This is a genomic window from Paenibacillus jilunlii, assembly GCF_900102965.1.
GTDB lineage: Bacteria > Bacillota > Bacilli > Paenibacillales > Paenibacillaceae > Paenibacillus_AQ > Paenibacillus_AQ jilunlii.
This window is the reverse complement of sequence record NZ_FNGM01000010.1, coordinates 79,169-104,195: the sequence shown is the minus strand read 5'-3', so window position 1 is coordinate 104,195 and position 25,027 is coordinate 79,169. Positions and strand designations below refer to the sequence as shown.

Genomic DNA, 25,027 nt, shown 5'->3' with positions numbered 1-25,027 from the left:
AACAGCGGCAAGGACCTCTCCTCACTTGATTGCTCCTTGCCGCTCATCATAATTCAGGAGGCATCTCTGTGGAAAATACGATTAACAGCGGTCTTAGGCACTTTTCCAACTTATCTGGCAACTACGGTGCCAAAGCTCTGGCTCCAATCAAGGAGCATTTCCCGGAGCTGGCCGAGTATATCATGGGCAACGCCTATGGCGACATTTTTCAACGCACAACGATTGGTTCGGATTGGAAAGAAATTGCCGTTATTTCATCCCTGATTACGATGGGGCAGTTCGAGCAGCTCGGAGTCCATTATGTAATGGCGCTCAGCGTCGGAATGACTGTGGATCAGATCAAAGGTATTTTGCTGCATCTGGTGCCGGTTGTCGGTGCGCCCAGAGTGATTTCAGCTTTTAATGTGCTGCTGGCCACACTTGAGGAAATCGAATAATTTTTTTTCGACTTTTTTATACAGGATTCGACTTTTTCATTGCATATTCGATAAATTTATGATTATATTGAAGGGAATTTATCCCAAAACTAATCTTTAAATGTCGAATTAAGGCATAAAATTCTAAGGTTTCCGGATAGATTCAAAAACTGAAACACATTCAAATTTGGGAGAGATGAGCACATGGGTAAATTTATTTTGAAAACCGATTCCGACAAAAAAATCATTAATATTGAATTAGAAGGGACCTTCACCAATGAGGACGGCCTCAAATCGATCCAAGCCTATCAGCAAACCGTAAACCCGATTACCCCTTCAGAATATGCGCTGCAGATTGACTGCAGAAAACTGAACGTGACTGCTCCTGATGTTGTGCCATTGCTGGAAGGCTGCTTCGTCATGTTCAAAGCGGATGGCTTCGAAAAGGTAAGCCTGACTCTTGAAAATAACCCGATCCTCAAAATGCAGCTTGCCCGTCTGGGCCGCAAAGCCGGGCTTGAAAATCTGGAGATTACCTCGACTCAGGCTTAGGTCATTCTCAGGCGGATCACAGATCTGCTGGATGGCAGCGAAGCGGATTTTGTACAACTCTATGGCTGTGAAGAAGCGCACATCATACTTTTAGGGGGATTAAACCATGGCCGGGATAAGAATTAAGGATATTGATATCTATCATCCAAGCAAAAAGATTGGCAACGATTTTTTCATACAGCATTTTGACGAAAAGGGTATTGATATCCGTGGACTTCTGGCTACATTGGGCCGTGAAAGCCGGTATAGCATCGACAGCAGTGAGGAGAACTCTCTGACTATGGCTTTTGAAGCAGCCAGCAATGTGCTGGACAAGACGGGACTTACCGGTGCCGACATTGACCTGATTGCCTATGCCAGTCAAACTCCTGAATATATCTTCCCGACCAACTCTCTCATGATTCACCGTTTGATCGGCGGGCCGTCTCATGCCATTTGCATTGACAGCAACGCGAACTGTGCAGGCATGACCGCCTCTGTGGAACAGGTAAGCCGTCAAATGATGGCCAACCCGAGAATCCGCCGTGCGCTCGTCATCGGCTCCGATCACGTGGCTCCGCATGCCGACAAAAATGATCCTGTCTACTACGCCAACTTCGGCGACGCAGCAGCAGCTCTTATTCTGGAAAGGGATGAGTATTCCGTAGGGTTTATCGATTCCATCTACCAGACAGACACTTGTGTCTACGGCAATTCGATGTTCCCTGCTGAAGGCTTGGCTAACCTCGGAAGAAATGGTGTGGCTGCCGGAGAGTTCAATGTGAAGTTCATTCCTTTTGATGATTCGATTTGTGTGGATGCCGCCTCTGAATCGATCAATACATTGCTTAGCAATAATGACATTGCCCCTGAATCGATCAAAGCCGCCTGCTTCTCGCAGCTGTCCCTGCCTAATATCCGGGCCGTTTCCGGCAAAACAGGGATCGGCGAAGACGTTGCTGTCTACATCGGTGATGAATTCGGCTATACTTCTACAAGCAGTCCTTTTGTCGCCCTTCATCGGGCAGTGACTACAGGAAAAATTGAACGCGGCGATAAAGTCCTGTTCTGGACCGTTGGCGCGGGCTGGCAGAATGTAGCGTTTGTAATGGAATACTAGTTATTTATAAAGGGTCTGGTCTTTAAAATTCTTTAGTTCAACTTACTCGGCTACGCAGCAAAGCGGTCCGCAAGCAGTTTATCTGCCTGCGGACCGCTTTGCTGTTAGCCCCTATATAAGTTCAGCTATTCGTTTATCGTCCTGCCGATACTTATATGCGCCCTTCATGCTTCTCCCAGCCCATGGTGCGCGATACGGCGTCCTGCCAGGCATGGTAACGGCGCTCGCGCTCCTCTGCCTCCATAGACGGAGCGAAGATCTTCTCTGCCTTATTGAAGCTCTCCAGCTGCTCCCTGGTCCAGATCCCCGACGTTAGGCCAGCGAGCAGGGCAGCTCCCAGCGCTGTCGTCTCTGAGTACATGGTACGCGTCACCTCGCTGCCCAGGATATCCGCCTGAAACTGCATCAGCAGATCATTGCGCACTGCGCCGCCGTCGACCCGCAGTCCGGTCAGCGGCATTCCGGCGTCTTTTTCCATAGCGCCGATGACATCCCTGGACTGAAACGCCAGGGACTCCAGAGTCGCCCGGACCAGATGGCCTGCCGTCGTACCTCGGGTCAAGCCGAAGATGGCTCCGCGGGCATACATGTCCCAGTAAGGGGCTCCAAGACCTGTAAAAGCCGGTACCACTACCACGCCTTCACTGTCCTCCACCTCCCCGGCCTTTTCCTCCGAATCTGCCGGGCCTTCAATCACGCCCAGCCCCTCATGAAGCCACTGTACTGCGGCTCCCGCGACGAACACGCTGCCTTCGAGGGCATAATATAATTCATCGCCCATGCCCCAGGCCACCGTGGTCAGCAGCCCATGGCTGGAGGCTACGGCTTCAGTCCCGGTATTCATAAGGATAAAGCAGCCGGTGCCGTATGTATTTTTGGCACTCCCGGCCTCCAGGCACGTATGCCCGAATAAGGCGGCCTGCTGGTCTCCCAGTACGGAACGGATCGGAATCTCCACCCCGAACCATTCACTCCCGGCAGCGCCAAAATCTCCGCCGGACATTCGGACTTCCGGCAGAATCGCGCGCGGAATTCCCAGCTCCTCCATCAGCTCCTCGTCCCATCTCCGCTCATGCAGATTATACAGCATAGTCCGTGAAGCATTCGTTACATCCGTAGCGTGTACAGCTCCACTGGTAAGCTTCCAAATCAGCCAGGTATCGATGGTTCCCCCCAGCAGCTCGCCTTGTTCCGCACGTGCCCGCGCTCCAGGCACATGATCCAGAATCCAGGCCAGCTTGGTTGCCGAGAAGTAGGCATCCACTACAAGGCCGGTCTTGGCAGCAATGGTATCTGCAAGCCCGCGCCCCTTCAGCTGCTCGCACTGTCCAGCTGTACGGCGGTCCTGCCAGACGATGGCCGGATAGATAGGCTTCCCGGTGGCCTTATCCCACACCAGGGCGGTTTCCCGCTGGTTGGTAATCCCGATGCCCGATATCTCCGCAGCGGGCCTCCCGCTCTCGCTAATAGCCTCTCTGGCCGCTGCGAGCTGTGTTTCCCAGATCTGATCCGGATCATGTTCTACCCAGCCGGGGCGGGGAAAGGATTGCCTGATCTCATATTGCCCCTGCGAGACCATACCGGCCTCCTGGTCGAACAAGATCGCCCGCGAGCTGGTAGTGCCTTGGTCTAATGATAGAATCATCTATATGTGCCTCCTAGAACTGGCTTGATGAACCTGGCGGTATGTTCCACGATGAACAAGATTTATGTGGTGATTTCAACAAAAAGCACCTCTGCGTTCAGAGGCGCTGTCATACATTGTCTTGGCATTACTGTTTTTCGACAGGAAGCCGCAGGATAAACTCGGTACCTTCCCCCAGCCTGCTGGAGGCAGTGATTGTACCGTGATGGGACTCGACGATATTCTTGACAATCGCCAGCCCAAGTCCGGTTCCCCCGGACTCTCCGCGCACGCGGGCCTTGTCTGCTTTGTAGAAGCGCTCAAAGATAAAAGGAAGATCCTCCGGAGGAATGCCTACCCCTTCGTCACGGATGGTGATCTCCAGGTAACGGCGGCCCTCAAGAACGGCTGTGGAGGTCAGAACCGTAATGGCTTTGTCCGCAGGCGTATGCCGAAACGCATTGTCCAGCAGATTGGTCAGCACCTGCTCCAGCTTATCTTCGTCAGCCGCTTTGAGCAGCAGTGTGTCACTGCCGGGCTTCAGCTCAAGTTGAAGCCCCCGCTCCTTGGCCCGGACGGAAAATTTGCGGTAGACCCGTTCCAGCAGTTCCCCCATATCCACCGGCACCTTCATCATATCGGTATGTCCGGCCTCCATGCGGGCCAGATCCAGAAGATCCTTCACCAGCCGTCCCATCCGCAGCGACTCGTCATGGATAACCTGAACCAGCTCGCTGCTCTCTTCGGGAGAGGAAGCCATCCCATCCAGCAGCGCCTCGCTGTAGCCCTGCATCATCGACAGCGGCGTGCGGATCTCATGCGAGACGTTGGCCACGAAATCCCGGCGCATTTTCTCCAGCTTGACCTCTTCGGTAACATCACGCAGAACAGCTACTACTCCGCGGATCGTATCTTCTGAATACAGCGGAGCCATATGAACCGACCAGACTCCCTGGCGGACATGCACTTGAGAGCGTTGATCGCCGCCCTGGCTGAGTGTGCTGAAGAACAAAGGCCGCAGGGGCGGCGGTACCTCGCTGTCAGTGGCCCCTTGCGGGTACAGCTCGGATTCATTCTCCTGCTCCCAGTCCAGATCGCTCCACCTCTCCAGCAGTGCCTGGCCGTGCGGATTGGTCAATATGATTTTCCCCTCGATATCAAAGGTGAGGACAGCATCGCTCATGCTGCGCAATACACTGGACAGATGCCCCTTCTCGTGATTCAGGCTGCGGATGTTCTCTTCCAGCTCTTCAGCCATATGATTGAAGGAGGTGGCCAGCTGGCCGATCTCGTCGCTGGTAACCAGCGTCAGTCTCGTTCCGTATTCCCCCCGGCGGATATTATTCGCCGCTTCAATCACCTGCTGCATCGGCTGGGTAATCTTGGTGAACAGGAACAGAGCGAAGAACGTTGTAAGCGAAAATCCGATCATACAGACATAAGTGAACAAGCGTTTGATCGCCCCGGAATTGGCGAAGTTGCTGTCGATGTAGGGCAGCAGGAACAGCCCCAGTGTGATAAGCACGACAGCAACCAGACAGATGATCGTGATCCACAGCTTTCCGACAAGACTTCTCCAGAACTTCACTTATTTAGGTACCTCTAGCTTATAGCCTACTCCCCAGACCGTGGTGATCATCGCTGCCGATTCCGGTGATACTTTGTTGAGCTTCTCGCGGAGACGCTTGACATGTGTATCCACGGTGCGCAAATCCCCAAAGAACTCATAGTTCCACACATCCTTCAGCAGCTCTTCGCGCGAGAACACCTTATCCGGCGAAATCGCCAAATAATGCAGCAGCTCGTACTCTTTTGGAGTCAGGCTGACTTCCTGGCCCCCTGCGGTTACGCGGTGTGCATCATGTTCAATGATCAGGTGCGGAAACACGATATTATTGCTGGAATTGCTCTCTTTGGACAAAAAAGCTGTTGCGGAGGAGCGGCGCATAATCGCCTTCACCCGGTAGATCACTTCACGCGGGCTGAAGGGTTTGACCACATAGTCATCCGCCCCCATCTCAAAGCCCTGCACCCGGTTGATCTCCTCGCCTTTGGCTGTAAGCATCAGAACGGGCGTCGATTTGACACCTCTGAGCCGGGTCAGCACTTCTATGCCGTCGATTCCCGGCAGCATCACATCCAGCAGAATCAGGCCGTAATCATTGGCCGTTGCTTTGCGCAGAGCGATTTCTCCGTCTTCTGCTTCATCAATTTCGTAGCCTTCTTTTTCAAGATACATCTTCAGCAGGCGGCGAATGCGCTCCTCGTCATCCACCACCAGAATTCTGTTCAAATGCTCTGCCATTTCACAACAACCCCTTCATCAATTACAGTACAACGTTACCCTTACACTTCATTGCCGCTTCGGCACAAACGCAGCCTTAATCCGTTCCTGCATAGGAATGAAGTCCGGCGATAACCAGATTAACGCCAACCAGGGTAAACATTACGACCAAAAAGCCGAGTACGGCGAGCCAAGCGGATTTGCGTCCCTGCCAGCCGCGTGCCAGACGTAAATGCAGGTAGGCGCTGTAAAAAAGCCAAGTGACCAAAGCCCAGACCTCCTTGGGGTCCCATCCCCAAAACCGGCCCCAGGCCACCTGTGCCCATATCATTGCAAAAATCAAAGCCCCCAAGGTAAAGATCGGGAAGCCGATGGCAATCGCCCTGTACGTAATTTCATCAAGGTCATTCTCATCAATTCCATCTAGAACGGGATGGATCGCCCTGCCCAGCGGTTTGCGGACAGCCAGACGCAGAATCCCGTATAAAAGAAGACCGGAAATCAGCGACCAGAGGACCGTGTTGAATTTACGACCGGCATTAACGCCATTCATCCAAGAAGGCGCTTCAAAAAGCGGCTTATTCATTCCAAGAAATGACTGGAAGCTCTCAATTTCGCTATGGTAAGGTGCCACAATTGGCGGCATTTTGTAGCTCACTTTCTCTATTGTACTATCTCCCTGCCCAGGGCTGTCAATCGTAACGTTCGATCTAACGAAAACCGTTTCGTACCCTGCGCCGCGAAAAGCAAATACTGATCCAAGAAACCCAATTATAACAATGATTGAGAACAGAGTAAATTCGACCAGGCGCTGCTGCTTGCGGTCATTCTTCTCCTTGCTGGCAAAATCCACAGTGCGCAGCAGATACATCAGTCCGGCCGCAAAGCCAACCGCGAAGAAGGATTCACCCAGCGCGGCAAGCGTGACATGGATATTCAGATAAATGGATTTCAGTGAAGGAATCAGCGGCTGAACCTCTTGCGGAAATACGGCCGCATAAGCCATGACTATAATCGAGACCGGCACCGCGAAGACACCGAGAATGATTTTGCGGTAAATCGAGAAGATCACGGTAAAAGCCACCATGATCATCATGGATAAAAATGTCATGAACTCATACATATTGCTCACTGGAATATGCCCTGATCCGGCCCAGCGGGTGAAGAAATAAGCAAGGTGGCAGATGAGGCCCAGAGAGGAACCGATAAAAGCGATCCGGCCCCAGCGGGCGGTATGCTCCTCCGGCTTCCTCCCGGACCATTTGCGGCCCATTATAGCAATCGTGAACAACATGAACGACCCGCTGTACAAAAAAAATGCGGCAATAAAGACGTCACTGCTGAAATCGAGCAGGCTCATGCCAGACCTCCCCCGTTGTCCAGAGATTTTTCATCCACTGTCAAATCTGTCTTCGCCAGAATCGAAACGATTTCGCGGCGGAAGCCGAACCAGTTCTTGTTCGTATGGCCTCCGAGTACCAGCTCGCCATGATTGGCTGCCAGCCATATGCGCCTGTGCTGCCAGTAGAAGCCGAGAACCAGTCCAAGCATGACAATACCTGCCCCGATCCAGACGAATGGCATCGCACGGTCCACACGAATGTTCAGATACGTCGTGGATTCCGAGAAATCCACATCACTCATGCCGCCTACCTCAAGCTCCAGGAACCGCCCGCTGCCGCCAAGCTTGTCGTTGATGGCTGTCATCTGGAACTTTTCCTTGTCGACCTGCTTCGGGAAATAAAAATACTGCTGCCCTCCGGCCGGCAGATCCGGCCCGGTAATCAGAAACAGGAAGGCTGGAGCGTTAGGGTAAGGAGATTTGGACACTGGCTGCCCTTCTTCGTTCAAGCCGAAGTCCATATATTTTTCTTTCAGTGACAGCGTATAGAGGCCTGCCTGAAATGACCGCTGCGGATTGTTCATGTCCAGCTTGAACTTGCCGTATACCTCGCCGCTCTTCGCATTGATTAGCTCCGGCTGCACCGAGCGCAGCACCGGAGTGAGGTCATAATCAAACTGATACGCTTTCAATCCGTTGTAGCTGAGCGGCGAATTCACCTGAATATTATGCCTGGCCACCTCGGCCAGCTGCGGTTCCTTGGAGGGATCCGTGCAATTTGCCGTGCATTCATAGAGAACCGCCCGGGTTTCATACAGTTTGGGAAGGATCTTCTTCCCGCGGAATTCCTTGGGCATTTCCTCCTCTGTATAGAACTCCACGGTAAACTTCTCGTTTTTTAGATAATAGGTAGTGTCCGGAATTCGGACCGTGTCACCCTGCGGAAACGCAAGATGCTGGTCCATGTTCAGACCGGGCAGCCCTCTGGCCAGCACAGCCAGTAAAAAAATAATCAGGCCAATATGTATGACATAGGGGCCCCAGCGGCTAAAGCGGTGCTTCTCGGCCAGCAGTGCGGCTCCGTCTGTACGGACACGGTAGCCTTTCTTCTGGAGCAGCTCCACCATACGTGCAACCCAGGCTTCAGGCTCCTCCTTCAGCTCTGTCACCAGCGCCACCTTTTGGCGGGTCAGGAACTGGCGGTGCTTCCGGATCTTCTGACGGGTAAGCGCCTTGTAGAGGGGGAGCACACGGTCCAGGCTGCAAATGACCAGCGAGGCGCCAATGAGCACAAGCAGCAGCACGAACCACCAGGATTCGTAGGTGTGCGAAAGGCCGAGTTTATAATAAATCTCCCCGGCTGTTCCGTACTTTTCTGGATAATAGGTTGATGCATCAATATTGAGAAAAGTGCTCTCCTGGGGAAATATCGTTCCCAGCATGGAACCGAGCAGAGTCAGGACAATCAGGTAAATGGCGATCTTGACCGAGGAAAAAAAGTTCCATACCAGGTCGATTACCCCGGGATTGACCCGCTGTGAACGGCGGGCGACACCGTCATACCGCATTTCGAGGTTTCCCGAGGAGAGCTGCTCCTCTCTGTCCAGCGGCTTGCCGCAGGCTTCACAGAGGACCGTGCCCACCGGGTTCTGATGGCCGCATTCACATTTGGTGTTGGTGATCAGTGGCGTACGCTCCTTCACGGCTTCACCAGCTTCCCGATCTGATCATCAAGCGTGCTGAGATCCAGCTGCCCGATATGGATGCTGTCCACCCTGCCTTTGGCATTAATGAAGAAGGTGGTTGGAAGCGGTGACACACCGTAGCTGCGGACAGCATCGCGGCCCGTATCCATAACAACCGGAAAGTTAATATCGACTTGCTTGACAAAATTCTCCACGGTCATCTGGTCCTCGCCGACATTTATGCCGACAACCACTACGCCCTGCTCCTTCCACTTCTCCCACTGGGCCTGCAGGGCAGGCATCTCCTTGACGCAGGGGGCGCACCAGGAACCCCAAAAATTAAGCACAACAGACTTCCCCTTGTATTCGTCCAGCGTATGGGTCAGCCCGTCTAGTCCAAGCAGCTCAAAGGAAGGTGCCTTTCCACCTTCCCTGAGTTTGCCGTCTCCTCCGAACACCGAGGAACCGATAGCATAACCCCCAAGCAAAATAATCACGAACAGAATGATGATTTGAACCGGCTTTCTCGCTCTGCCCACATGCCAGGCCCCCTTCTGTGACGCAACTCATTACATTAGTCGATAGGTGTGAACATCCTATGAACATTATAACGAATATTGTCACTGAATTAGGAGGGGAAAATGTGAACATTATGTGTCCTTGCGTGTTGGGTTCGCTTTCAGCATACCGGCTTTGGCAATTTGCTGGAGATGATTGATTTCATCCTTGGTCAAATGGCGGTAGGAGCCGCGTTTGAGATTTTGCAGCAGAATATCCCCGAAGGAAATCCGTTTCAGGCGGATGACGGGATGGGAAATGGCTTCGAACATCCGCCGTACCTGGCGGTTGCGGCCTTCATGGATTGTGATGCTGATGACCGATTCTTTATTCTCCTCATCGATATCCTTATATTCCACCTCTGCCGGAGCGGTCATCCCATCCTCCAGCTTGATGCCGGCTTTGAGCTTGTCCAGCGCGGTGCCATGCGGCACACCCTTGACCGTGGCCAGATAGGTCTTAGGCACATGATGCTTCGGATGCGTGAGCAGGTTGGCAAACTCCCCGTCATTCGTCAGCAGCAGCAGCCCTTCCGTATCATAATCCAAACGGCCCACAGGGTATACGCGCTCTTTGATGCCCTTCAGGTAATCCGTTACTACCTTGCGTCCCTTGTCGTCGGAAGCGCTTGTAATCACACCCTTGGGCTTGTTGAACATAATGTAGATCTTGTTCTCGCCCCGGATCAGTCTACCGGCGACCTTGATTATATCTGTTGCGGGGTCCACCTTCGTGCCAAGCGTAGTTACGAGTTCCCCGTTGACTTCCACTTTACCGGCCAAAATCATTTCTTCACACTTGCGTCTTGACGCCACACCTGCCTGCGCCAATATTTTTTGTAATCTTTCCATTTTTGACTATTCACCTCAGGTTAATGATAACCATCAGCGGGATAAATCACAAGTTCATTCCATGGAAAAAATGCGCCCGGACAGGTTTTGGTGTGGGTTTCCACGACAAGAGGGTCAATTTGATAATGCGCAGCCAGTTCCAAGATCAGCTTGCCGGCCGCAAACAGCTGATTCTCCCGCTCGGACCGGGGCAGAAGCATGTTCTCTTCCCCGTAGTTGCCTTCCAGGCAAACATGAATATACTCCGGGTCTGTCAGCAGCGGCGCAGCATAAATTGAACCATCTGTTCCCACCCAAAAGTCAAAGCCCTTGCCATTAATGGACGGACAGCGGGAATGATGCAGAATAAAGCCTTTATACTCCATAGTATGTCGGCCTCCCTCCGTATTGCTGCAATAGCATATGTAGGGAGGGGGAACGGGGTGACCTGCGGATGCTGTTTTTGTGCCCCATAGGAATCTCCATCAACAGCGGCAGCGGAAAACGCGAACATAACATAACCGGGATGTAAGGAATCAGTCATCTAAATCGATTGTTCGGAAGATGGGAGGTTCTTACACTTAAGAGGACAGCTAATCAAACTATATTCTTAATACGGAGGAATAATTAATGTTGCTTAGAAGAACATGGGAAAAACAGATCATCACCGTTGTATCTGCAGTCGGGCTGCTGTTTGGAGGTTCCGGTCCCGTCTCAGCCGCACAGCAAGCTCCGAATCCGCTGCCCTATGCACATGAGCTTAAATCACTGACAAGTGAAGACTACAGCGATCTTTCCTTTTTGAAGCCGCTGCTGAAGGACAAAACGGTCGTCAGCCTTGGCGAAAATTTCCACCGGGTTGGCGAATACGCCAGCATGAAGACGAGATTGGTAAAATATCTGCATGAGGAGCTGGGGTTTGAGGTCATCGCTTTTGAATCGGGGTTGGCTGAGGCTTCTGTCGTCAACGATGTGGCTGATGAATTGACTTCAGCAGATATGATGGATAATTCCATTTTTGATATCTGGAAATCCGCAGAAACCCTGGAGCTGTTCAACTACATCAAACAATCCAAGCAGACGGACAAGCCTTTGCAGCTGGCCGGATATGATATGCAATATACATCCCCCATGCTTACGCTGGCGGCCCGCAGCTTCATTTCTAAGGTCAATGCCGCTTATGGCAAAGAATTTATGGATTTTGATAATGAAGCCATTGAGAAATATAATGAGCTGAAAAATCAATACAGCCTGGAGACCAAAAGCAATCCTGTTTACCAGCAGAAGGTACGCCAGCTCATCCAAAAATATGTTCCTAAATACAAGGAATACATTAAGTTCATTCAGGAACACCGGGAGCCGTTAGACGCAGCTTACCCCAATGCCCCCCACACGGCAGATACCATCCTGAAAGGGCTGGAGGACCGTGTGGCAATTTTCACGCAGGCACAGATCAAGAGTGTGCGTGAAACATACGAAGCCCGGGACAGAATCATGGCTGAGCATGTGGAATGGCTGATGAAGGCCAGATACCCCGGCAAAAAGATCATTCTGTGGGCCCACAATGACCATTTGGCTAAAAACACCTCGGACATACGCGTCCTCGAGCAAGGGAAGTGGCAAAACAGTTTTACCAGCATGGGCGAACTGCTGCATCAGAAATTGAAGGATAAAATGTATGTGGTAGGTTTGTATATGAATCGGGGCAAAGCGGCAGCCATTTCAACATTGAAGGAATTCCCTATCGGCCCGATGCCAAAGGGGACCCTGGAAGCGAGAATCATGCAAAGCGGATATTCCCGGACCTTCGTAGACCTCACCGGGCATGCCAAAGCAGGCCCAGGCAACAGCTGGATGTTTCAGCCGCAATATGCCGCTGAAGACGGGCTGACCAGAGAGGTTATTGTTCCGATGGCGATGAAATTCGTGCCGAAGGAGCAGTTCGACGGCCTGATCGTCATAGATAAAGTATCCCCGCCAACCCGTAACTATTAAAAAGGATCTTCCGGGTCATCTAAAAAGGACACTCCGTGCTATCCGGTTGCTTGCTAGCCGAATACCAGCAGACACACGGCAATTGCCGCGATGAAGCCGACAAGGTCTGAGAACAGCCCGACCTTGAGGGCGTACCGCCCGTTGCGGATGCCCACAGCACCGAAATAGACGGTCAGCACATACAAAGTGGTATCCGTGCTGCCCTGTATGGTAGAGGCAATCAGGCCAATCAGGGAATCAGGCCCGTGAACGCTGATCAGATCGGTGGTATACGCCAGCGAGCCGGTGCCTGTTAGCGGACGCAGGAGGCCAAGCGGCAGCACTTCCGGCGGCACGCCTATTCCCTTCAGGGCGGGAGCGATGAAGCCCATCAGGAAGTCCAGCGCGCCGGAGGCGCGGAAGACGCTGATGGCGACAAGCATGCCCACCAGATGGGGAATAATGGCGATGGCCGTACCGAAGCCGTCCTTGGCACCCTCGACAAAGGATTCATAGACTGGCACCTTGCGTGTAAAAGCGTACAGGGGGATAAAGGTAATCATGACCGGAATCGCCCAGGCCGAGATAAGACTGATTAGCTGGAACAAGGCAGGCTCACCCTTTCAGGGAAGATTGCTGGAATGGTGCGGCCCCTCTGGCGGGATCGCCGGACCTGGCGGCCGGCGGTCCCGGCGGCCTGCGCAGCATCACCAGGCGGCGGCACAGCCGGTCTGCTGCAATGGCCGCCAGTGTCGCCACTGCCGTAGCCGCCAGTGTTGTACCGACGATCCCTGCCGGATCGGACGAGCCATAGTTCAGCCGGATGGCAATCAGCGTTGCAGGAATCAGGGTAATGCTTGCGGTGTTCAGCGCCAGCAGGGTACACATGGCCGGAGTTGCTGTCTCCTTGTCCGGATTCAGTGTCTGCAGCTCCTGCATCGCCTTGATGCCCATCGGTGTGGCTGCATTGCCCAGACCCAGCAGATTGGCGCTCATGTTGGACAGGATATAGCCGATCGCGGGGTGGCCCTTCGGCACATCCGGGAACAGAAAGGATACAACCGGCCCCAGCACTTTGGCAATTTTCTTCAGCAGGCCCGCATCCTCCGCGACCCGCATTAGCCCCATCCAGAATACCAGTACACTAATCAGGCCAAAGCTGACGGTAACCCCGCTTTTGGCTCCATCGAACACCGCTGCCGTAAATGCATCCATGCGGCCGTTCACGGCCGCAAACACAAAGCCGATAAGGATCATCCCCAGCCAGATCCCGTTAATCATATGCTTCTCCCCCCATTTCTCCCGCTTCTGTTTATTTCCCGGCGGCGCCTATCTGGAAAAGCGCCCGCAGCGCACTGCCAAGTGCCTGCAGCCAGTTGTCTGCCGGATAGGCGGCTGCTCCGGCCGGTTGGAATCTCTTCTCATAGGGCGACTGCTCCGGAGGCAGCTGGTCCGGCAAATAGACCGGAACCCGGCCGATCTCCTTGCCGCCGAGCTGCAGCACCAGCACACCCTTGATGCCAAAGCTGCTGCTTCGTGCCCCCTGCCCCTCTGCCTCCGGAGTGCCGGGGCTGAGCTCCAGCTTGGTCACAAGCCGCGCTTCCTCTCCCTGGCCAAGCGGATAGGCAAAAGTCCTGCCGGGGACGAAGTTATAGCCGCTGATGCCTTCACCGCGCTCGATAAGTGTCTTCAGCGGATAGTGATTGAAGCCGTAATCCAGCAGCGCGGCATGGTCATTCCAGTCATTTCCGTCATTCAGCGTAACGGCGACCAGCTGCTGGCCGCCCCGGGTGGCGGAGCTGACGAGGCAGCGCAGCGCTTTTTTGGTATACCCTGTCTTCACGCCATCCGCCCCTTCATACAGGCGCAGCATTTTATTTTTGTTCAGCCACTTATAGTCCCATGGCTCATACGGGTTATCTGCCGTTTTCACCCGGGTCTTCACAATCTGCTTGAATACCGGATTATGCATAGCATAGGCTGTAAGCACAGCCAGGTCATTGGCGCTGGAATAATGACCTTCCGCGTCCAGTCCATGGGGATTGGCAAAATGGGTGTGTTGCAGCCCCAGCTCCTCCGCCTTGGCATTCATCAGATAAACGAAGCCTTCTTCCGACCCGCCTACATGCTCAGCAATGGCTGTAGCCGCATCATTGCCTGAGCGCAGCATCAGCCCATAGAGCATATCCTCCAGCGGCATTTCTTCCCCTTGCTTCAGGTAGAGGGAGGAACCTTCCTTGGCAAAAGCATTTTTGCCGACCTTGACCTTAGACTGCAAATTACCGTTCTCTATAGCTACAAGCGCAGTCATGATCTTGGTCAGGCTGGCAATCAGCATAGGCTCGTCCCCGCGGCTGCTGTACAGAAGTCTCCCGGACTCTACATCAATCAGCGCGGCGGCCCGGGCATGGGTGGATATGGAACTGTTCTCGGCCCGGATCGAGGGCTGGGGAGCCACACACAGCTGCAGTACGCATAATGTTAGAATCAGCAGTACCTTAAGGTTTGATGTCTTCATGTTCATCCTCCGGCTTCTTATCTGTTCACTTGTGTTGTACAAGTGTATGCGGGGCAACGGGATGGTATGTCCATCTCTTCCGCCGCAAGCTTTATCATCACAAAAAGGGACACCGCCTGTTTGAGGCGGTATCCCCGTTGTCTGCCGCTGCATTCTTCAGGTAATACCCATAACGCTAATGAGTCGAGGAGTCTGAAGGGCCTGGGCTTTTACCCGGTTTTTCGGTAGCCGAAGCTACTACTTGCGAACCTACTGGTGTGCCATTCTGAGACGATGCTCCATTCTGAGACGACGCGTCATTCTGAGACGATGTGTTATTTGGGAACATGGTCTGAATTTTGTCGATGAGACCCGGAGTCGCATCAATAATTTTCTCGAACAGATGGGTCTGGTTATCCAGCGGCACAATGTGCACCCCTTCCTTGCCTACTACAAGAAATGCGATTGGCCGAATGGATACCCCGCCGCCGCTGCCGCCCCCGAACGGAAGCATTTTGACGCCGCTTCCAGTACCATTGATACCCGGGGCATCGTCTTCCACGCGGAAATCACTGCCGCCTGCGGCAAAGCCGAAGGCGACTTTACTGATCGGCAGAATCACACTGCCATCCGGAGTTTCTACCGGGTCGCCGACAATCGTATTGACGTCCACCATGCCTTTAATATTTTCCATAGCGGTCTGCATGAGACCTTGAATCGGGTGTTCTGACATCTAAGTACTCCTCCTCTGCTGTTTGAAAGATAAGGGAATTGCCTACTCTTGTACAGTCTGCTCATATATCGGGCATGATATGTACAGCACTCTAATAAAAAACACGGTGGAACTGAAGCTGCTGGCTGGTGCTCTGCCCAGATATAACCTTCGCAATTTCGCCTCACATAAAATCCGCTTAAGAGGCCAGAATGATGGCTAAGCAGATAAATGTGTATAAGGAGGCTGAGCTATGGATTTCGCAAAAATTTGGCAGGCGGATATGGAAGGCAACGGCTTGCTGCCTTTGATCAAGGGTGGGAGCGATACGCAAAAAGACCCCCAAAAGGGGTACGTGATCGTAGATATGAATCCGCTGTCCGGTGAGAAGGCCGGGGCGGGAAGCGGGAAGAATCAAATCACCGTATTCAATGAGGTCGTGATCCCTGACGGCAAGCGGTATACCTATGATCTGTTCAGAAAGCTGAAGAATAATTACGAATCGGTGTCCGGCGGGAGAGATGCGGTTACGGCTGCAGAACATGAGCAAATTCATGAATTTCTGGCCTATGCCGCAGTGTCGGCACCTTTACGCCAGGCCCGCAAGTATGCCGAGGATCACCATCAGATCAAAGCCGGATGTTCCAAAGAAGAATGGGTCGAGACGCTTAGATCGATCTGGTTCCAGCCCAGTGCTGACGGCACCTCATTTTTTGAGCATGTTTTTATTGGAGAACAGGGCAGCAAATGGGGCGGACATCAATTTTGGTACAACTACCATTTGAATGAGGGACCTAATGAATCCCTTCAGAAAGAGGATTCTATCGTCGTTATCAAGGGTGCCGAGGTCGGCCGGACTGAAAAAAGCAACCTGGCCGAGGTCATCACCATAAAATATACACTTGAAGCAACCAAAAACAACGGGGACAAACAGACCCTGAGCAACGATATTGGCGGATTGTTTGTAGGGATCAGTGCGGAAGGGCTGTTGGCCCTGGGAACGGTGGCGTATCTGGATGGCCGGGCCCGGATCCCGATGGAGCTTAACGGAGCAGCCATTGATCTCATCATGCACAAAACGGGGGACCGCGAAAAAAATCCGCATAGCTTCTACCCTCAAATGAAGACACCTGTTCACGCTTAGTGTCCGGAACAATCCCTGAAAAATTCCCTGGCAGCCCGCACTCTCTGCGGCGCTGCCTTTTGGTTCAACACTGCCGCAGCCGGTTTAATCCGCCTCCTTCTGCGGAGAAACCGTGGGATTGCGGCTAAGGAGCGCTTTCCAGTGCCGCAGCCCCCCCTGTACCTTGGAGGCCCGCCGCAAAAGTCGAAGCCCTGAATAAAAGGCATAGCCCATTGAAAGCTTACCAACGCATACTGCCTCCGTGGAGAAGGATATCTCATCTGAGAACACAGGCGCAACAAACATCCGCGGAGATTTTTTCAGCCGGACGAACCTCGATATCCACCCTGCCAGAGTCCATTTCAGTCCCCAGAACGCTCCCGCTGCCGTTGCCGTATATGCCGCATCGCCCATCGAGAAATCGGTAGACCAATCCAGCTTGGTAATCTCGACATGGGACATTGTATCCTTCAGCCATTTGTTCAGACCATGCGTTGCCTTCACCGCTATGCGGATATTCTTCAGCCAATCGGCAACCGACTGCTTGTCGATTTGCTCCTCAAGATCTTGATCCGTCCGCACCGGTGCAAGGCCGCTTTCTTCCAGCTTGACTTTGATCCCCTTCTCTATTCCCTGGAACACGAGCGCAGGCAGCTCATAGTGAAATTTGACCAAGCCAAATAGGGCTCTCAGATCTAATTCTATCCGGTCATCCTTTCCCAGCCTGCACACCCGGAAATGAAAATGTATGTATGAAGTCAGAATCACTAGCAGCACTACAATCATTAACAGCAGCAGCGCCAAGGGTATTGCCAGCCATAACGTCACGAAAGTAACCTCCATGCAACCCATAATGAGGAGCCTGTGAATTAGTATGGCATTCAGGGCTGGAAAAAATTCCGCACTCAAGCAAAAAAGCCCCATAGCCTCATCCACAATGCCTGCGGCATTTAGGTGAATGGCTATAGAGCTTCTGTTAGTATCCGTCCGGCTGATTACGCCGGCTCCGTGTCATCAAAGGTCATCTGGCTGTCCAGCTTGCTGAACAGGAGCTGTGTCTCCTCTTCCAGGTCGTCGGAGGAGGCGTCGAAGTTGGAAGGCTCCGGCAGCTCCTTCAAATCGGCCAGCCCGAAACTCTCAAGGAACGATTTGGTGGTTCCGTACAGAATGGGGCGGCCTACTGCTTCCGCACGCCCGACTTCATGAATCAAATCCTTGTTGTTCAGTGTATGAATGGCCCGCTCAGACTTCACGCCGCGGATCTCCTCAATCTCCACACGGGTAATCGGCTGGCGGTAAGCGACGATAGCCAGTGTCTCCAGCGCTGCCTGGGACAGGGATGCACGTGAAGGTGAATAAGCGAGCCTTTCGAAATAAGGCGCATGGTCCGGCAGCGTAGCCAGACGGTAGTTCCCGGCTATCTGCACGACCTGCAGGCCTCGTTCCTGGGACACATAATCCTCTTTCAGTTCCTGCAGCGCTTTGCCGGCAATATCCGGCCGCTGCTCCGTAATCTCGGCAATCTGGCGGACAGACAGGCCCTCATCGCCGGACAGGAACAGCAGGCCTTCAATAATTGATTTCAGCGTTTTGAATTCCACTGAGATCTTCTCCTCCTCTCCACTCCATTACAATGTCATCAAATAATTTCTCTTGGTAGCAGAAGATCGCCTTCATCTTCATGAGCTCCAGGATGGCAAGGAAGGTCACCACGATCTCATGCCGGGCCATCTCATCATCCAGCAGCGCTGAGAAGCGCATTCTGCCGCCTGTCCCTTTACGCTGGAGTGCAGCCGATACATCCCGTATCCTGTCCTTTACGGAAATTTCATCCCGGGTAATCCGCTGATAGGAGGATCTTCTAGCCGCTTTGCTCAGCGCCTTCCGGAAGGCGGCGATCAGGTCGGCAGTATGCAGCCCCTTGAGCGTATTATCGATCTGGGCCGGCACAAAAGGACCCAGATCCTCCGGCTCCTTGGTGAAGATCAGGCTGCGTTCACTCTCCATATCCAGCAGCTGCACGGCAATGCTCTTGAATTTGCGGTATTCGATCAGCCGCTGAACCAGCTCTGCACGCGGATCATAATCGTCGTCCTCGTAATATTCGAAATCCTCGATTTCAATAACCGGCGGCTTCGGCAGCAGCAGCTTGCTCTTGATCGACAGCAGCGTTGCAGCCATCACTAAAAATTCACTGGTGATATCCAGCTCAAGCTCCTGCATCGTCCGCAGATATTCCATGTACTGCTCGGTGATCTCGCTGACCGGAATGTCCTGGATGTCGATTTCCGCCTTGTCTATTAAGTGCAAGAGCAAATCGAGCGGACCTTCGAACGTCTCCAGCTTGTACAATACAGTCACGCGGTTTCCTCCCGCCAAAAAAAAGTAAAGTGCAGCGCCGCACGGGCGCTACACAAGTAGAAAGATCTTATGGTTCATGCTTTCTTCTCATACATATAAATAAGCACGATTTCAGTAGATTCGTCAAGAGGTCTCTTATTTAAAAAGCTTGTTCAGGTTCGCCATTTCTATGGCAGAGGTCGCAGCATCCCAGCCTTTATTGCCGGCCTTGGTTCCGGAGCGCTCAATGGCCTGCTCAATATTTTCGGTAGTCACTACGCCAAAAATGGTTGGAATACCGGTCTTCAGATTGATGGCCGCCACCCCTTTGGCAACCTCATTGCACACATAATCATAATGGGTTGTAGATCCGCGAATGACGGTTCCCAGCGCGATTACCGCATCGTATCTGCCGCTTTCCGCCATTTTCTGGGCAATCAGAGGAATTTCGAACACTCCCGGCACCCAGGCCACATCCACTTCATCATCAGCTACACCATGGCGCTTGAACGCATCGAGCGCACCGGACAGCAGCTTGCTGGTGATAAACTCATTAAAACGCCCTACAACTACCCCGTATTTCAGTCCCTCGGATACTAAATGTCCTTCTAAATAATTCGGCATTGTATTCATCTACCCTTCATTAGTAAGTGATATGGATGTTACAGCTTGGAATCCTCATTTTGCTCAATGTTGTCAAAAGTCAGCAGATGGCCCAGCTTGGCCTGCTTGGTGTGGAGATATTTGGTATTGTCCTTGTTCTCCGGCATTTGAATCGGCACACGCTCCACAACTTCGAGACCGTAGCCTTCCAGTCCTTTGATCTTGCGCGGATTGTTGGTCATCAGCTTGATCTGGCGTACCCCCAGATCCTTAAGAATCTGAGCACCAATGCCATAATCGCGCAGGTCTGCCGGGAAGCCCAGCTTCAGGTTGGCATCGACCGTATCCAGACCTTCCTCTTGAAGCTTGTAAGCGCGGAGCTTGTTGATCAGGCCGATGCCTCTGCCCTCCTGGCGCATATACAGCAGAACTCCCCGGCCTGCCGCTTCGATCTGGCGCAGCGCCGCTTCAAACTGCGGGCCGCAGTCGCAGCGGTGGGAGTGGAATACATCGCCGGTGAGGCATTCGGAATGCACACGGACCAGCACCGGCTCTTCACCGGAAATATCGCCTTTGACCAAAGCGACATGCTCTTTGTCATCCACTTCATTCGTATAGGCGATCGTCTGAAAGTCGCCGAAGTCCGTCGGCAAATTGACCGAAACCTCACGGGTGACCAGCTGCTCCTTCTCATTGCGGTAATGAATGAGATCCTTAATGCTGATCAGCTTAAGCTCATGCTTGCGCGCAATCTCCACCAGATCCGGCAGACGGGCCATGGTCCCGTCTTCCTTGACCACTTCGCAGATTACACTGGCAGGATAAGCGCCGCACATGCGGGCCAGGTCCACAGCAGCTTCCGTATGACCGGAGCGGCGCAGCACACCGCCTTTTTTGGCAATCAGCGGGAACATATGCCCCGGTCTGCGGAAATCGGAGGGCTTGGCGTCCGGGTCCATCAGCGCTTGAATGGTTTTGGATCTTTCTGCGGCTGAGATCCCTGTGGTGGTATCTTTGTGATCGACGGATACGGTAAAAGCAGTGCCATGGTTGTCGGTATTATGGGCAACCATAGGCTGCAGATCCAGTTCTGCCGCCCGCTCTGCCGTAATCGGCACACAGACCAGTCCGCGCCCCTCTGTAATCATGAAGTTAATCACTTCCGGTGTGGAGCGTTCGGCAAGTGCAATGAAGTCCCCTTCATTTTCGCGGTCTTCATCATCCACTACGATAATGACCTTGCCGCGCATCAGATCATAAATGGCGTCCTCAATCGGGTCCAGGACACTGTCGTTCTTGATTGGCTGGCTCATCTTTCTAACCTCCTGGCAGCTTGACGCACCCTTAACAGGGCTTAGGCGCAAGCCTGCTCATTATTTATACAAACCCGTTCGCCGCCAGAAAATCACGGCTGATCCGGGAGCTGTTCTCTTCTTCCGCATTCCCTGCACGTGAACCGTAGTTAAGGAGATGGTCCACATACTTGCCCAGCACATCGCATTCCAGATTGATCCGGTCCCCGGTCCGTTTATGGGCCAGGACCGTTTCACCGAGCGTATGGGGAATGATGGATACGGTAAAGGTAGAAGCTGAAGCGTCGACCACGGTCAGGCTGATGCCGTCAATGGTAATGGAGCCTTTGGGAATAATGAATTTGAACAATGATGTACGCTCCGGAGCAATCTCGAAGACGACCGCGTTCTGGTCGCGCTTGACGCTGCGGATTTCACCGGTTCCGTCGACATGGCCCTGCACAATATGTCCGCCAAAACGGCCGCCGGCCGCCATGGCCCGCTCCAGGTTCATTCTGCTTCCGCTGCGCAGCTCCTTCAGTGTGCTGTTCCGGTAAGTCTGAGGCATGACATCAACGGTAAAAGAGTGATCGCCGATGGAAGTCGCCGTCAGACAGACGCCGTTCACCGATACGCTGTCGCCGATTTTCAAGTCATCCATAATGAGGGATGCGCCGATGTTCAGCACCATCATTTCGCCTCCGCCGGTCACCCCGCGCAGCACTCCGACCTCTTCAATCAAACCTGTGAACATGTGATTCGCCTCCTGATATTTGCTTTAGCGGATAGGCGTGCCGCTGATACACACATTATCCCCGAGCACTTCCACTTCCAATCCTTCAAGTGTAATCGCGCTTTGCATCAGCTCTACACCGGGAAATTCGAAGGTTCCGGGTGCAGCTGAACCACCCCCGACGATCTTCGGAGCAAAGAAAAGCACCACACGGTCCACAAGACCGTTCTCCAGCATGGCACCGTTCAGGGTTCCGCCGCCTTCCAGCAGGATCGAACCGATCTCCAGCCCGCCAAGACTGGTCATCGCTGCCTTGAGATCCACCCGCGGCCCGGCGCCGCTGACAACGATCTGCACCCCTGCATCGAGCAGTGCCGCCCGCTTCACAGGATCAGAAGATTCGGTAGTGACGACAATGGTGGGTGCCTGGCCATCACGGACGACAGCAGAATCAAACGGAATCCGCAGCGTCGAGTCAATCACGATCCGGACCGGATTCAGTCCAGGTACTTCCATCCTTGTGGTCAAAGAAGGATTGTCGGCAATCACGGTATTGACGCCAACCATAATTCCTTGGTGGCGGTGCCGCAGCGTGTGCACGATCTCCCGCGCCTGTCCATTGGATATCCATTTGCTGTCCCCGGTCCGGGTGGCCAGCTTCCCGTCAAGCGTACTTGCGCTCTTCAGCGTGACAAAAGGCTGCTTGGTCAGGATATACTTGATGAATTTCTCGTTCAGCCGCAGAGCCCGGCTTCGGAGCAGCCCTACCTCAACCTCAATTCCCTGCTCCCGCAGCATGGCTATGCCGCGCCCGGCAACCTGGGGATTGGGGTCCTCGCAGGCCACCACCACACGGGCAACCCCTTCATCGATCAGCCTCTGGCTGCAGGGCGGCGTCTTGCCATAGTGACTGCAGGGCTCAAGAGTTACATAAGCCGTGCTCCCTTGCGCCTTGCCCGCCGCCATATTCAGCGCGTGCACTTCGGCATGGCCCGTCCCCCGCTGCAGATGGGTGCCGAGGCCAATCATGGCTCCATCCTTCACGACAACACAGCCGACTACCGGATTAATGCCGGTCTGGCCTTGCGCTCTTTCCGCCATATCCAGTGCGAGTGACATATAAAATTCGTCATTCATTGTATCCATGTCCTGCCTCCGATCGTTGTGCTGCTCTAGCTTTTGCCCAGTTCAAAACAGAAAACCCGCCTCAATCTCCAGGTGGAGTTCAAGACGGGTTATACGAGAGTTTACGGCAGTTCTAATAAAACTGTGCGTTTCACAGTCAAAAAGGAACAAATGTGAAAGTTCGCACATAATATTTGAATACACTGCAGCACGTCTGTGCATATACGCACAAACGAAAGTCTCTCCTTCTTCCATCCAGACTATACTGTCGGTCCCGGAATTGCACCGGGTCCACCGTCCGTATGATATACGAAGCGGGTAGCGGACTGAGCAGTGCAATCAGCTTGTTCAGCCCATCACAGTTGCATCACCGCCGGTAGGGAATTGCACCCTGCCCTGAAGGATTGATCTATTTAATTAGTTTCAGGTTTTGCCTACAACAAAATTATCACTTTGCCACCGGAAATGCAAGTGCGTTTATGAAATTAACTTTATTTATGTAACTTAATTATCTTTTTGAGACTGCTTGTCCGTACGCAATAAATCACGGATCTCTGTTAACAGGGCTACTTCAGGAGCGGGTGCAGGAGTCTCCACTACCTCCACTTTCACGGGTTCCTTGCGCTTGAAACGGTTAGCCAGCTTGACCACCATGAAGATCGAGAAGGCGATGATAAAGAAATCGACAACGGACTGCAGAAACACCCCGTATTTCACTACGGCATCTCCATAGGCAAAAGATAGTCCATTCAAATCGATACCACCGGTAAGTATCCCGACCAGCGGCATGATAATGTCCGTGACCAGGGAGGAGACGATCTTCCCGAACGCAGCACCAATGACAACCGCCACCGCCAGATCCAGCACATTTCCCTTCAAAGCAAATTTTTTAAATTCTTCCCACATTTGCTTTCCTCCAATATTTAAATTTTGAAGTTATTATAGCATTTCTGACGACGATTTAAGAAGCAGCTTGAGAGCAGAGCCGTTTTTCCTGCGGCAAAGCCTATGCATGCAATTCCAGGTAAGTTGCTTGAATGAATTGGGTGTAGACCGACGAGGGGTACTGCCTTACCCTTTCGTAAGCAATTTCCGCCTGCTGGCGTGCTTCCTCCATTTTCCCTTGTCTGGCGTAGATTTTGGCTTTGTAGGCATAAGAAGTAAAGACAGCTGAACGGTCCAGCGGGTGGTAGGCATCATCCGGCAGGGTAACTTTGGACAGAGCCGCCAGCGCTTCTTCATCCCGGCCCAAATGATACAGGGCAATTCCGGTTTGCAGGAAACAACTCGATTCATACCTGGTTCCCTTGCTATGATACTTCTGCCCAAGCCTGATGGCTTCTTCATACCGCCGCTCCGCATTAGCCATTCTGATCTCGGCCAGATGAACAAGCTGTACGGACTGCTCATCTTCTGTAAACTGCACGAAGAGCTTAGCCTTATCCAGATACAGGACTGCCTCCTCCAGATTCCCGGACATCAGGGCAAGGTTGGACATTACACGGTATAGGTGATCTGTCAAATAATACACACCTTCCTCCCGTGACAGGGCTATTGCCGCAAGCGCCGCCCTCCGGCTTCCATCATATTGACCCAGCGCCGATAAAGTCACACTTTCCGCATAGTGAAGGTCGATTTCGAATAAAAAATCGTTGCCGGTTTTTTTGCTTACATAGTCTTCCCTGACCCGCAGGATCAGTTCGAGGCTCTCGCTGTACCGGCTCTGTGTGAAAAGCAGGGCATAGGCCAAATACTGAACTTTGGCACTTTCCACATATAAATTGAAACGTTCATAGATCTCTACGGCCCGCCGGATGGCCTCTTCTCCTCCCTCAGCTCCTGTATAGTAGCAGGCGTTCACATAGAACCCCATCAGCCGCGCGGCATTTACCGTCATCGGAAGTCTCCCGTCCATTAGGGGTTTAACGGCGGATACAATCGCCTGATAGTTTTTGCGCTTGAACTGGGCTTCCATATCGTGCACCAGGCGGGTAAGATCTGCGCTTTCCTCCTCTTCAAGGAAATAGCCTGCGTCCACCCCAAGACGTGCCGCTAAAATTTGCAGACTGCGCATGGAAGGCAGTGCTCTGCCGTTTTCGATTTGGCTGAGCATACTTTTGGTCATATCACCACCTGCCAGATCACTCTGTGTGAGCCTTTTGCTTGTACGCAAAGATTTGATTTTATCTCCAATCGTTTGTTTGCTTGTCATTTATAGGAGCCATCCTTCTGTCCATT

General features: G+C 52.8%; 26 protein-coding genes and 1 riboswitch. Of the genes, 5 read left to right on the top strand and 21 right to left on the bottom strand.

The window, feature by feature from the left end:
- The first annotated feature begins 68 nt into the window (after positions 1-68).
- From BLQ82_RS17660 to BLQ82_RS17650, 3 genes are all read left to right on the top strand, one after another.
- Positions 69-437, top strand: a complete 369-nt coding sequence (locus tag BLQ82_RS17660) for a carboxymuconolactone decarboxylase family protein (RefSeq protein ID WP_020427510.1) — start codon at positions 69-71, stop codon at positions 435-437.
- A 183-nt stretch (positions 438-620) separates the two neighbouring features.
- On the top strand, positions 621-968 hold the full coding sequence (locus tag BLQ82_RS17655) for a hypothetical protein (protein ID WP_062522299.1): 348 nt from the start codon (positions 621-623) through the stop codon (positions 966-968).
- Between the two features lie 106 nt (positions 969-1,074).
- Complete coding sequence (locus BLQ82_RS17650) at positions 1,075-2,067, top strand: 3-oxoacyl-[acyl-carrier-protein] synthase III C-terminal domain-containing protein (protein ID WP_062522297.1); 993 nt, start codon at positions 1,075-1,077, stop codon at positions 2,065-2,067.
- 151 nt (positions 2,068-2,218) lie between these two features.
- Here the strand turns inward: BLQ82_RS17650 and glpK are convergent, their stop codons facing one another.
- The 8 genes from glpK to BLQ82_RS17610 form a co-directional block, all read right to left on the bottom strand.
- The gene (gene glpK, locus BLQ82_RS17645) at positions 2,219-3,712 is read right to left on the bottom strand and encodes a glycerol kinase GlpK (RefSeq protein ID WP_062522295.1); all 1,494 of its coding nucleotides are present in this window, start codon (positions 3,710-3,712) and stop codon (positions 2,219-2,221) included.
- A gap of 127 nt (positions 3,713-3,839) precedes the next feature.
- Entirely contained in the window at positions 3,840-5,279 is a 1,440-nt protein-coding gene (locus tag BLQ82_RS17640) for a HAMP domain-containing sensor histidine kinase (protein WP_062522293.1), read from the bottom strand.
- Positions 5,280-5,996, bottom strand: a complete 717-nt coding sequence (locus BLQ82_RS17635) for a response regulator transcription factor (protein WP_020427515.1) — start codon at positions 5,994-5,996, stop codon at positions 5,280-5,282.
- Between the two features lie 76 nt (positions 5,997-6,072).
- Entirely contained in the window at positions 6,073-7,335 is a 1,263-nt protein-coding gene (gene ccsA / locus BLQ82_RS17630; RefSeq protein ID WP_062522291.1) for a cytochrome c biogenesis protein CcsA, read from the bottom strand.
- A complete protein-coding gene (resB, locus tag BLQ82_RS17625) occupies positions 7,332-9,002 on the bottom strand; it encodes a cytochrome c biogenesis protein ResB (RefSeq protein ID WP_062522322.1) in 1,671 nt (556 codons plus the stop codon). Before resB ends, ccsA begins: the two co-directional genes overlap by 4 nt.
- A gap of 14 nt (positions 9,003-9,016) precedes the next feature.
- Positions 9,017-9,541: a thiol-disulfide oxidoreductase ResA gene (gene resA / locus BLQ82_RS17620; RefSeq protein ID WP_062522289.1), complete on the bottom strand. Its 525-nt coding sequence runs from the start codon at positions 9,539-9,541 to the stop codon at positions 9,017-9,019.
- A gap of 111 nt (positions 9,542-9,652) precedes the next feature.
- Positions 9,653-10,411 carry a pseudouridine synthase gene (locus tag BLQ82_RS17615; protein WP_062522287.1) on the bottom strand — a complete coding sequence of 253 codons (759 nt, stop codon included), beginning with the start codon at positions 10,409-10,411 and terminating at the stop codon, positions 9,653-9,655.
- 20 nt (positions 10,412-10,431) lie between these two features.
- Positions 10,432-10,776 (bottom strand): peptidoglycan recognition protein family protein, encoded by a 345-nt coding sequence (locus BLQ82_RS17610; protein WP_062522285.1) that lies wholly within the window; start codon positions 10,774-10,776, stop codon positions 10,432-10,434.
- A gap of 244 nt (positions 10,777-11,020) precedes the next feature.
- Here BLQ82_RS17610 and BLQ82_RS17605 point away from each other — a divergent pair, with 244 nt between their 5' ends.
- On the top strand, positions 11,021-12,385 hold the full coding sequence (locus BLQ82_RS17605; RefSeq protein ID WP_062522283.1) for an erythromycin esterase family protein: 1,365 nt from the start codon (positions 11,021-11,023) through the stop codon (positions 12,383-12,385).
- Positions 12,386-12,438: 53 nt separating this feature from the next.
- Here BLQ82_RS17605 and BLQ82_RS17600 read toward each other — a convergent pair whose 3' ends face one another.
- The 4 genes from BLQ82_RS17600 to ytfJ form a co-directional block, all read right to left on the bottom strand.
- The gene (locus BLQ82_RS17600; protein WP_062522320.1) at positions 12,439-12,927 is read right to left on the bottom strand and encodes a spore maturation protein; all 489 of its coding nucleotides are present in this window, start codon (positions 12,925-12,927) and stop codon (positions 12,439-12,441) included.
- A 52-nt stretch (positions 12,928-12,979) separates the two neighbouring features.
- Positions 12,980-13,645, bottom strand: coding sequence for a nucleoside recognition domain-containing protein (locus tag BLQ82_RS17595; protein WP_062522281.1), 666 nt, complete (start codon positions 13,643-13,645; stop codon positions 12,980-12,982).
- 31 nt (positions 13,646-13,676) lie between these two features.
- On the bottom strand, positions 13,677-14,888 hold the full coding sequence (locus tag BLQ82_RS17590; RefSeq protein ID WP_074648344.1) for a D-alanyl-D-alanine carboxypeptidase family protein: 1,212 nt from the start codon (positions 14,886-14,888) through the stop codon (positions 13,677-13,679).
- A gap of 169 nt (positions 14,889-15,057) precedes the next feature.
- On the bottom strand, positions 15,058-15,594 hold the full coding sequence (gene ytfJ / locus BLQ82_RS17585) for a GerW family sporulation protein (RefSeq protein ID WP_062522279.1): 537 nt from the start codon (positions 15,592-15,594) through the stop codon (positions 15,058-15,060).
- A 232-nt stretch (positions 15,595-15,826) separates the two neighbouring features.
- Here ytfJ and BLQ82_RS17580 point away from each other — a divergent pair, with 232 nt between their 5' ends.
- Positions 15,827-16,717, top strand: coding sequence for a hypothetical protein (locus tag BLQ82_RS17580; RefSeq protein ID WP_062522277.1), 891 nt, complete (start codon positions 15,827-15,829; stop codon positions 16,715-16,717).
- An 84-nt stretch (positions 16,718-16,801) separates the two neighbouring features.
- Here BLQ82_RS17580 and BLQ82_RS17575 read toward each other — a convergent pair whose 3' ends face one another.
- The 9 genes from BLQ82_RS17575 to BLQ82_RS17535 all read right to left on the bottom strand — a co-directional run bounded on the left by BLQ82_RS17575 (position 16,802) and on the right by BLQ82_RS17535 (position 25,001).
- On the bottom strand, positions 16,802-17,524 hold the full coding sequence (locus BLQ82_RS17575; RefSeq protein WP_062522275.1) for a DUF2953 domain-containing protein: 723 nt from the start codon (positions 17,522-17,524) through the stop codon (positions 16,802-16,804).
- 167 nt (positions 17,525-17,691) lie between these two features.
- Positions 17,692-18,297, bottom strand: coding sequence for an SMC-Scp complex subunit ScpB (gene scpB / locus BLQ82_RS17570; RefSeq protein WP_062522273.1), 606 nt, complete (start codon positions 18,295-18,297; stop codon positions 17,692-17,694).
- Complete coding sequence (locus tag BLQ82_RS17565; RefSeq protein WP_039836118.1) at positions 18,266-19,057, bottom strand: segregation and condensation protein A; 792 nt, start codon at positions 19,055-19,057, stop codon at positions 18,266-18,268. The genes scpB and BLQ82_RS17565 overlap by 32 nt, the downstream gene beginning before the upstream one ends.
- A 135-nt stretch (positions 19,058-19,192) precedes the next feature.
- Complete coding sequence (gene ribH, locus BLQ82_RS17560) at positions 19,193-19,660, bottom strand: 6,7-dimethyl-8-ribityllumazine synthase (protein ID WP_025706959.1); 468 nt, start codon at positions 19,658-19,660, stop codon at positions 19,193-19,195.
- Between the two features lie 38 nt (positions 19,661-19,698).
- A complete protein-coding gene (locus BLQ82_RS17555) occupies positions 19,699-20,952 on the bottom strand; it encodes a bifunctional 3,4-dihydroxy-2-butanone-4-phosphate synthase/GTP cyclohydrolase II (RefSeq protein ID WP_062522271.1) in 1,254 nt (417 codons plus the stop codon).
- 64 nt (positions 20,953-21,016) lie between these two features.
- Positions 21,017-21,685 carry a riboflavin synthase gene (locus BLQ82_RS17550; protein ID WP_062522269.1) on the bottom strand — a complete coding sequence of 223 codons (669 nt, stop codon included), beginning with the start codon at positions 21,683-21,685 and terminating at the stop codon, positions 21,017-21,019.
- Positions 21,686-21,709: 24 nt separating this feature from the next.
- Positions 21,710-22,810 carry a bifunctional diaminohydroxyphosphoribosylaminopyrimidine deaminase/5-amino-6-(5-phosphoribosylamino)uracil reductase RibD gene (gene ribD, locus BLQ82_RS17545; RefSeq protein ID WP_062522267.1) on the bottom strand — a complete coding sequence of 367 codons (1,101 nt, stop codon included), beginning with the start codon at positions 22,808-22,810 and terminating at the stop codon, positions 21,710-21,712.
- Between the two features lie 218 nt (positions 22,811-23,028).
- A riboswitch (FMN riboswitch) is annotated at positions 23,029-23,197 on the bottom strand.
- Positions 23,198-23,293: 96 nt separating this feature from the next.
- On the bottom strand, positions 23,294-23,695 hold the full coding sequence (gene mscL / locus BLQ82_RS17540) for a large conductance mechanosensitive channel protein MscL (protein ID WP_062522264.1): 402 nt from the start codon (positions 23,693-23,695) through the stop codon (positions 23,294-23,296).
- A 100-nt stretch (positions 23,696-23,795) separates the two neighbouring features.
- A complete protein-coding gene (locus BLQ82_RS17535; RefSeq protein WP_062522261.1) occupies positions 23,796-25,001 on the bottom strand; it encodes a helix-turn-helix domain-containing protein in 1,206 nt (401 codons plus the stop codon).
- Positions 25,002-25,027 lie beyond the last annotated feature (26 nt).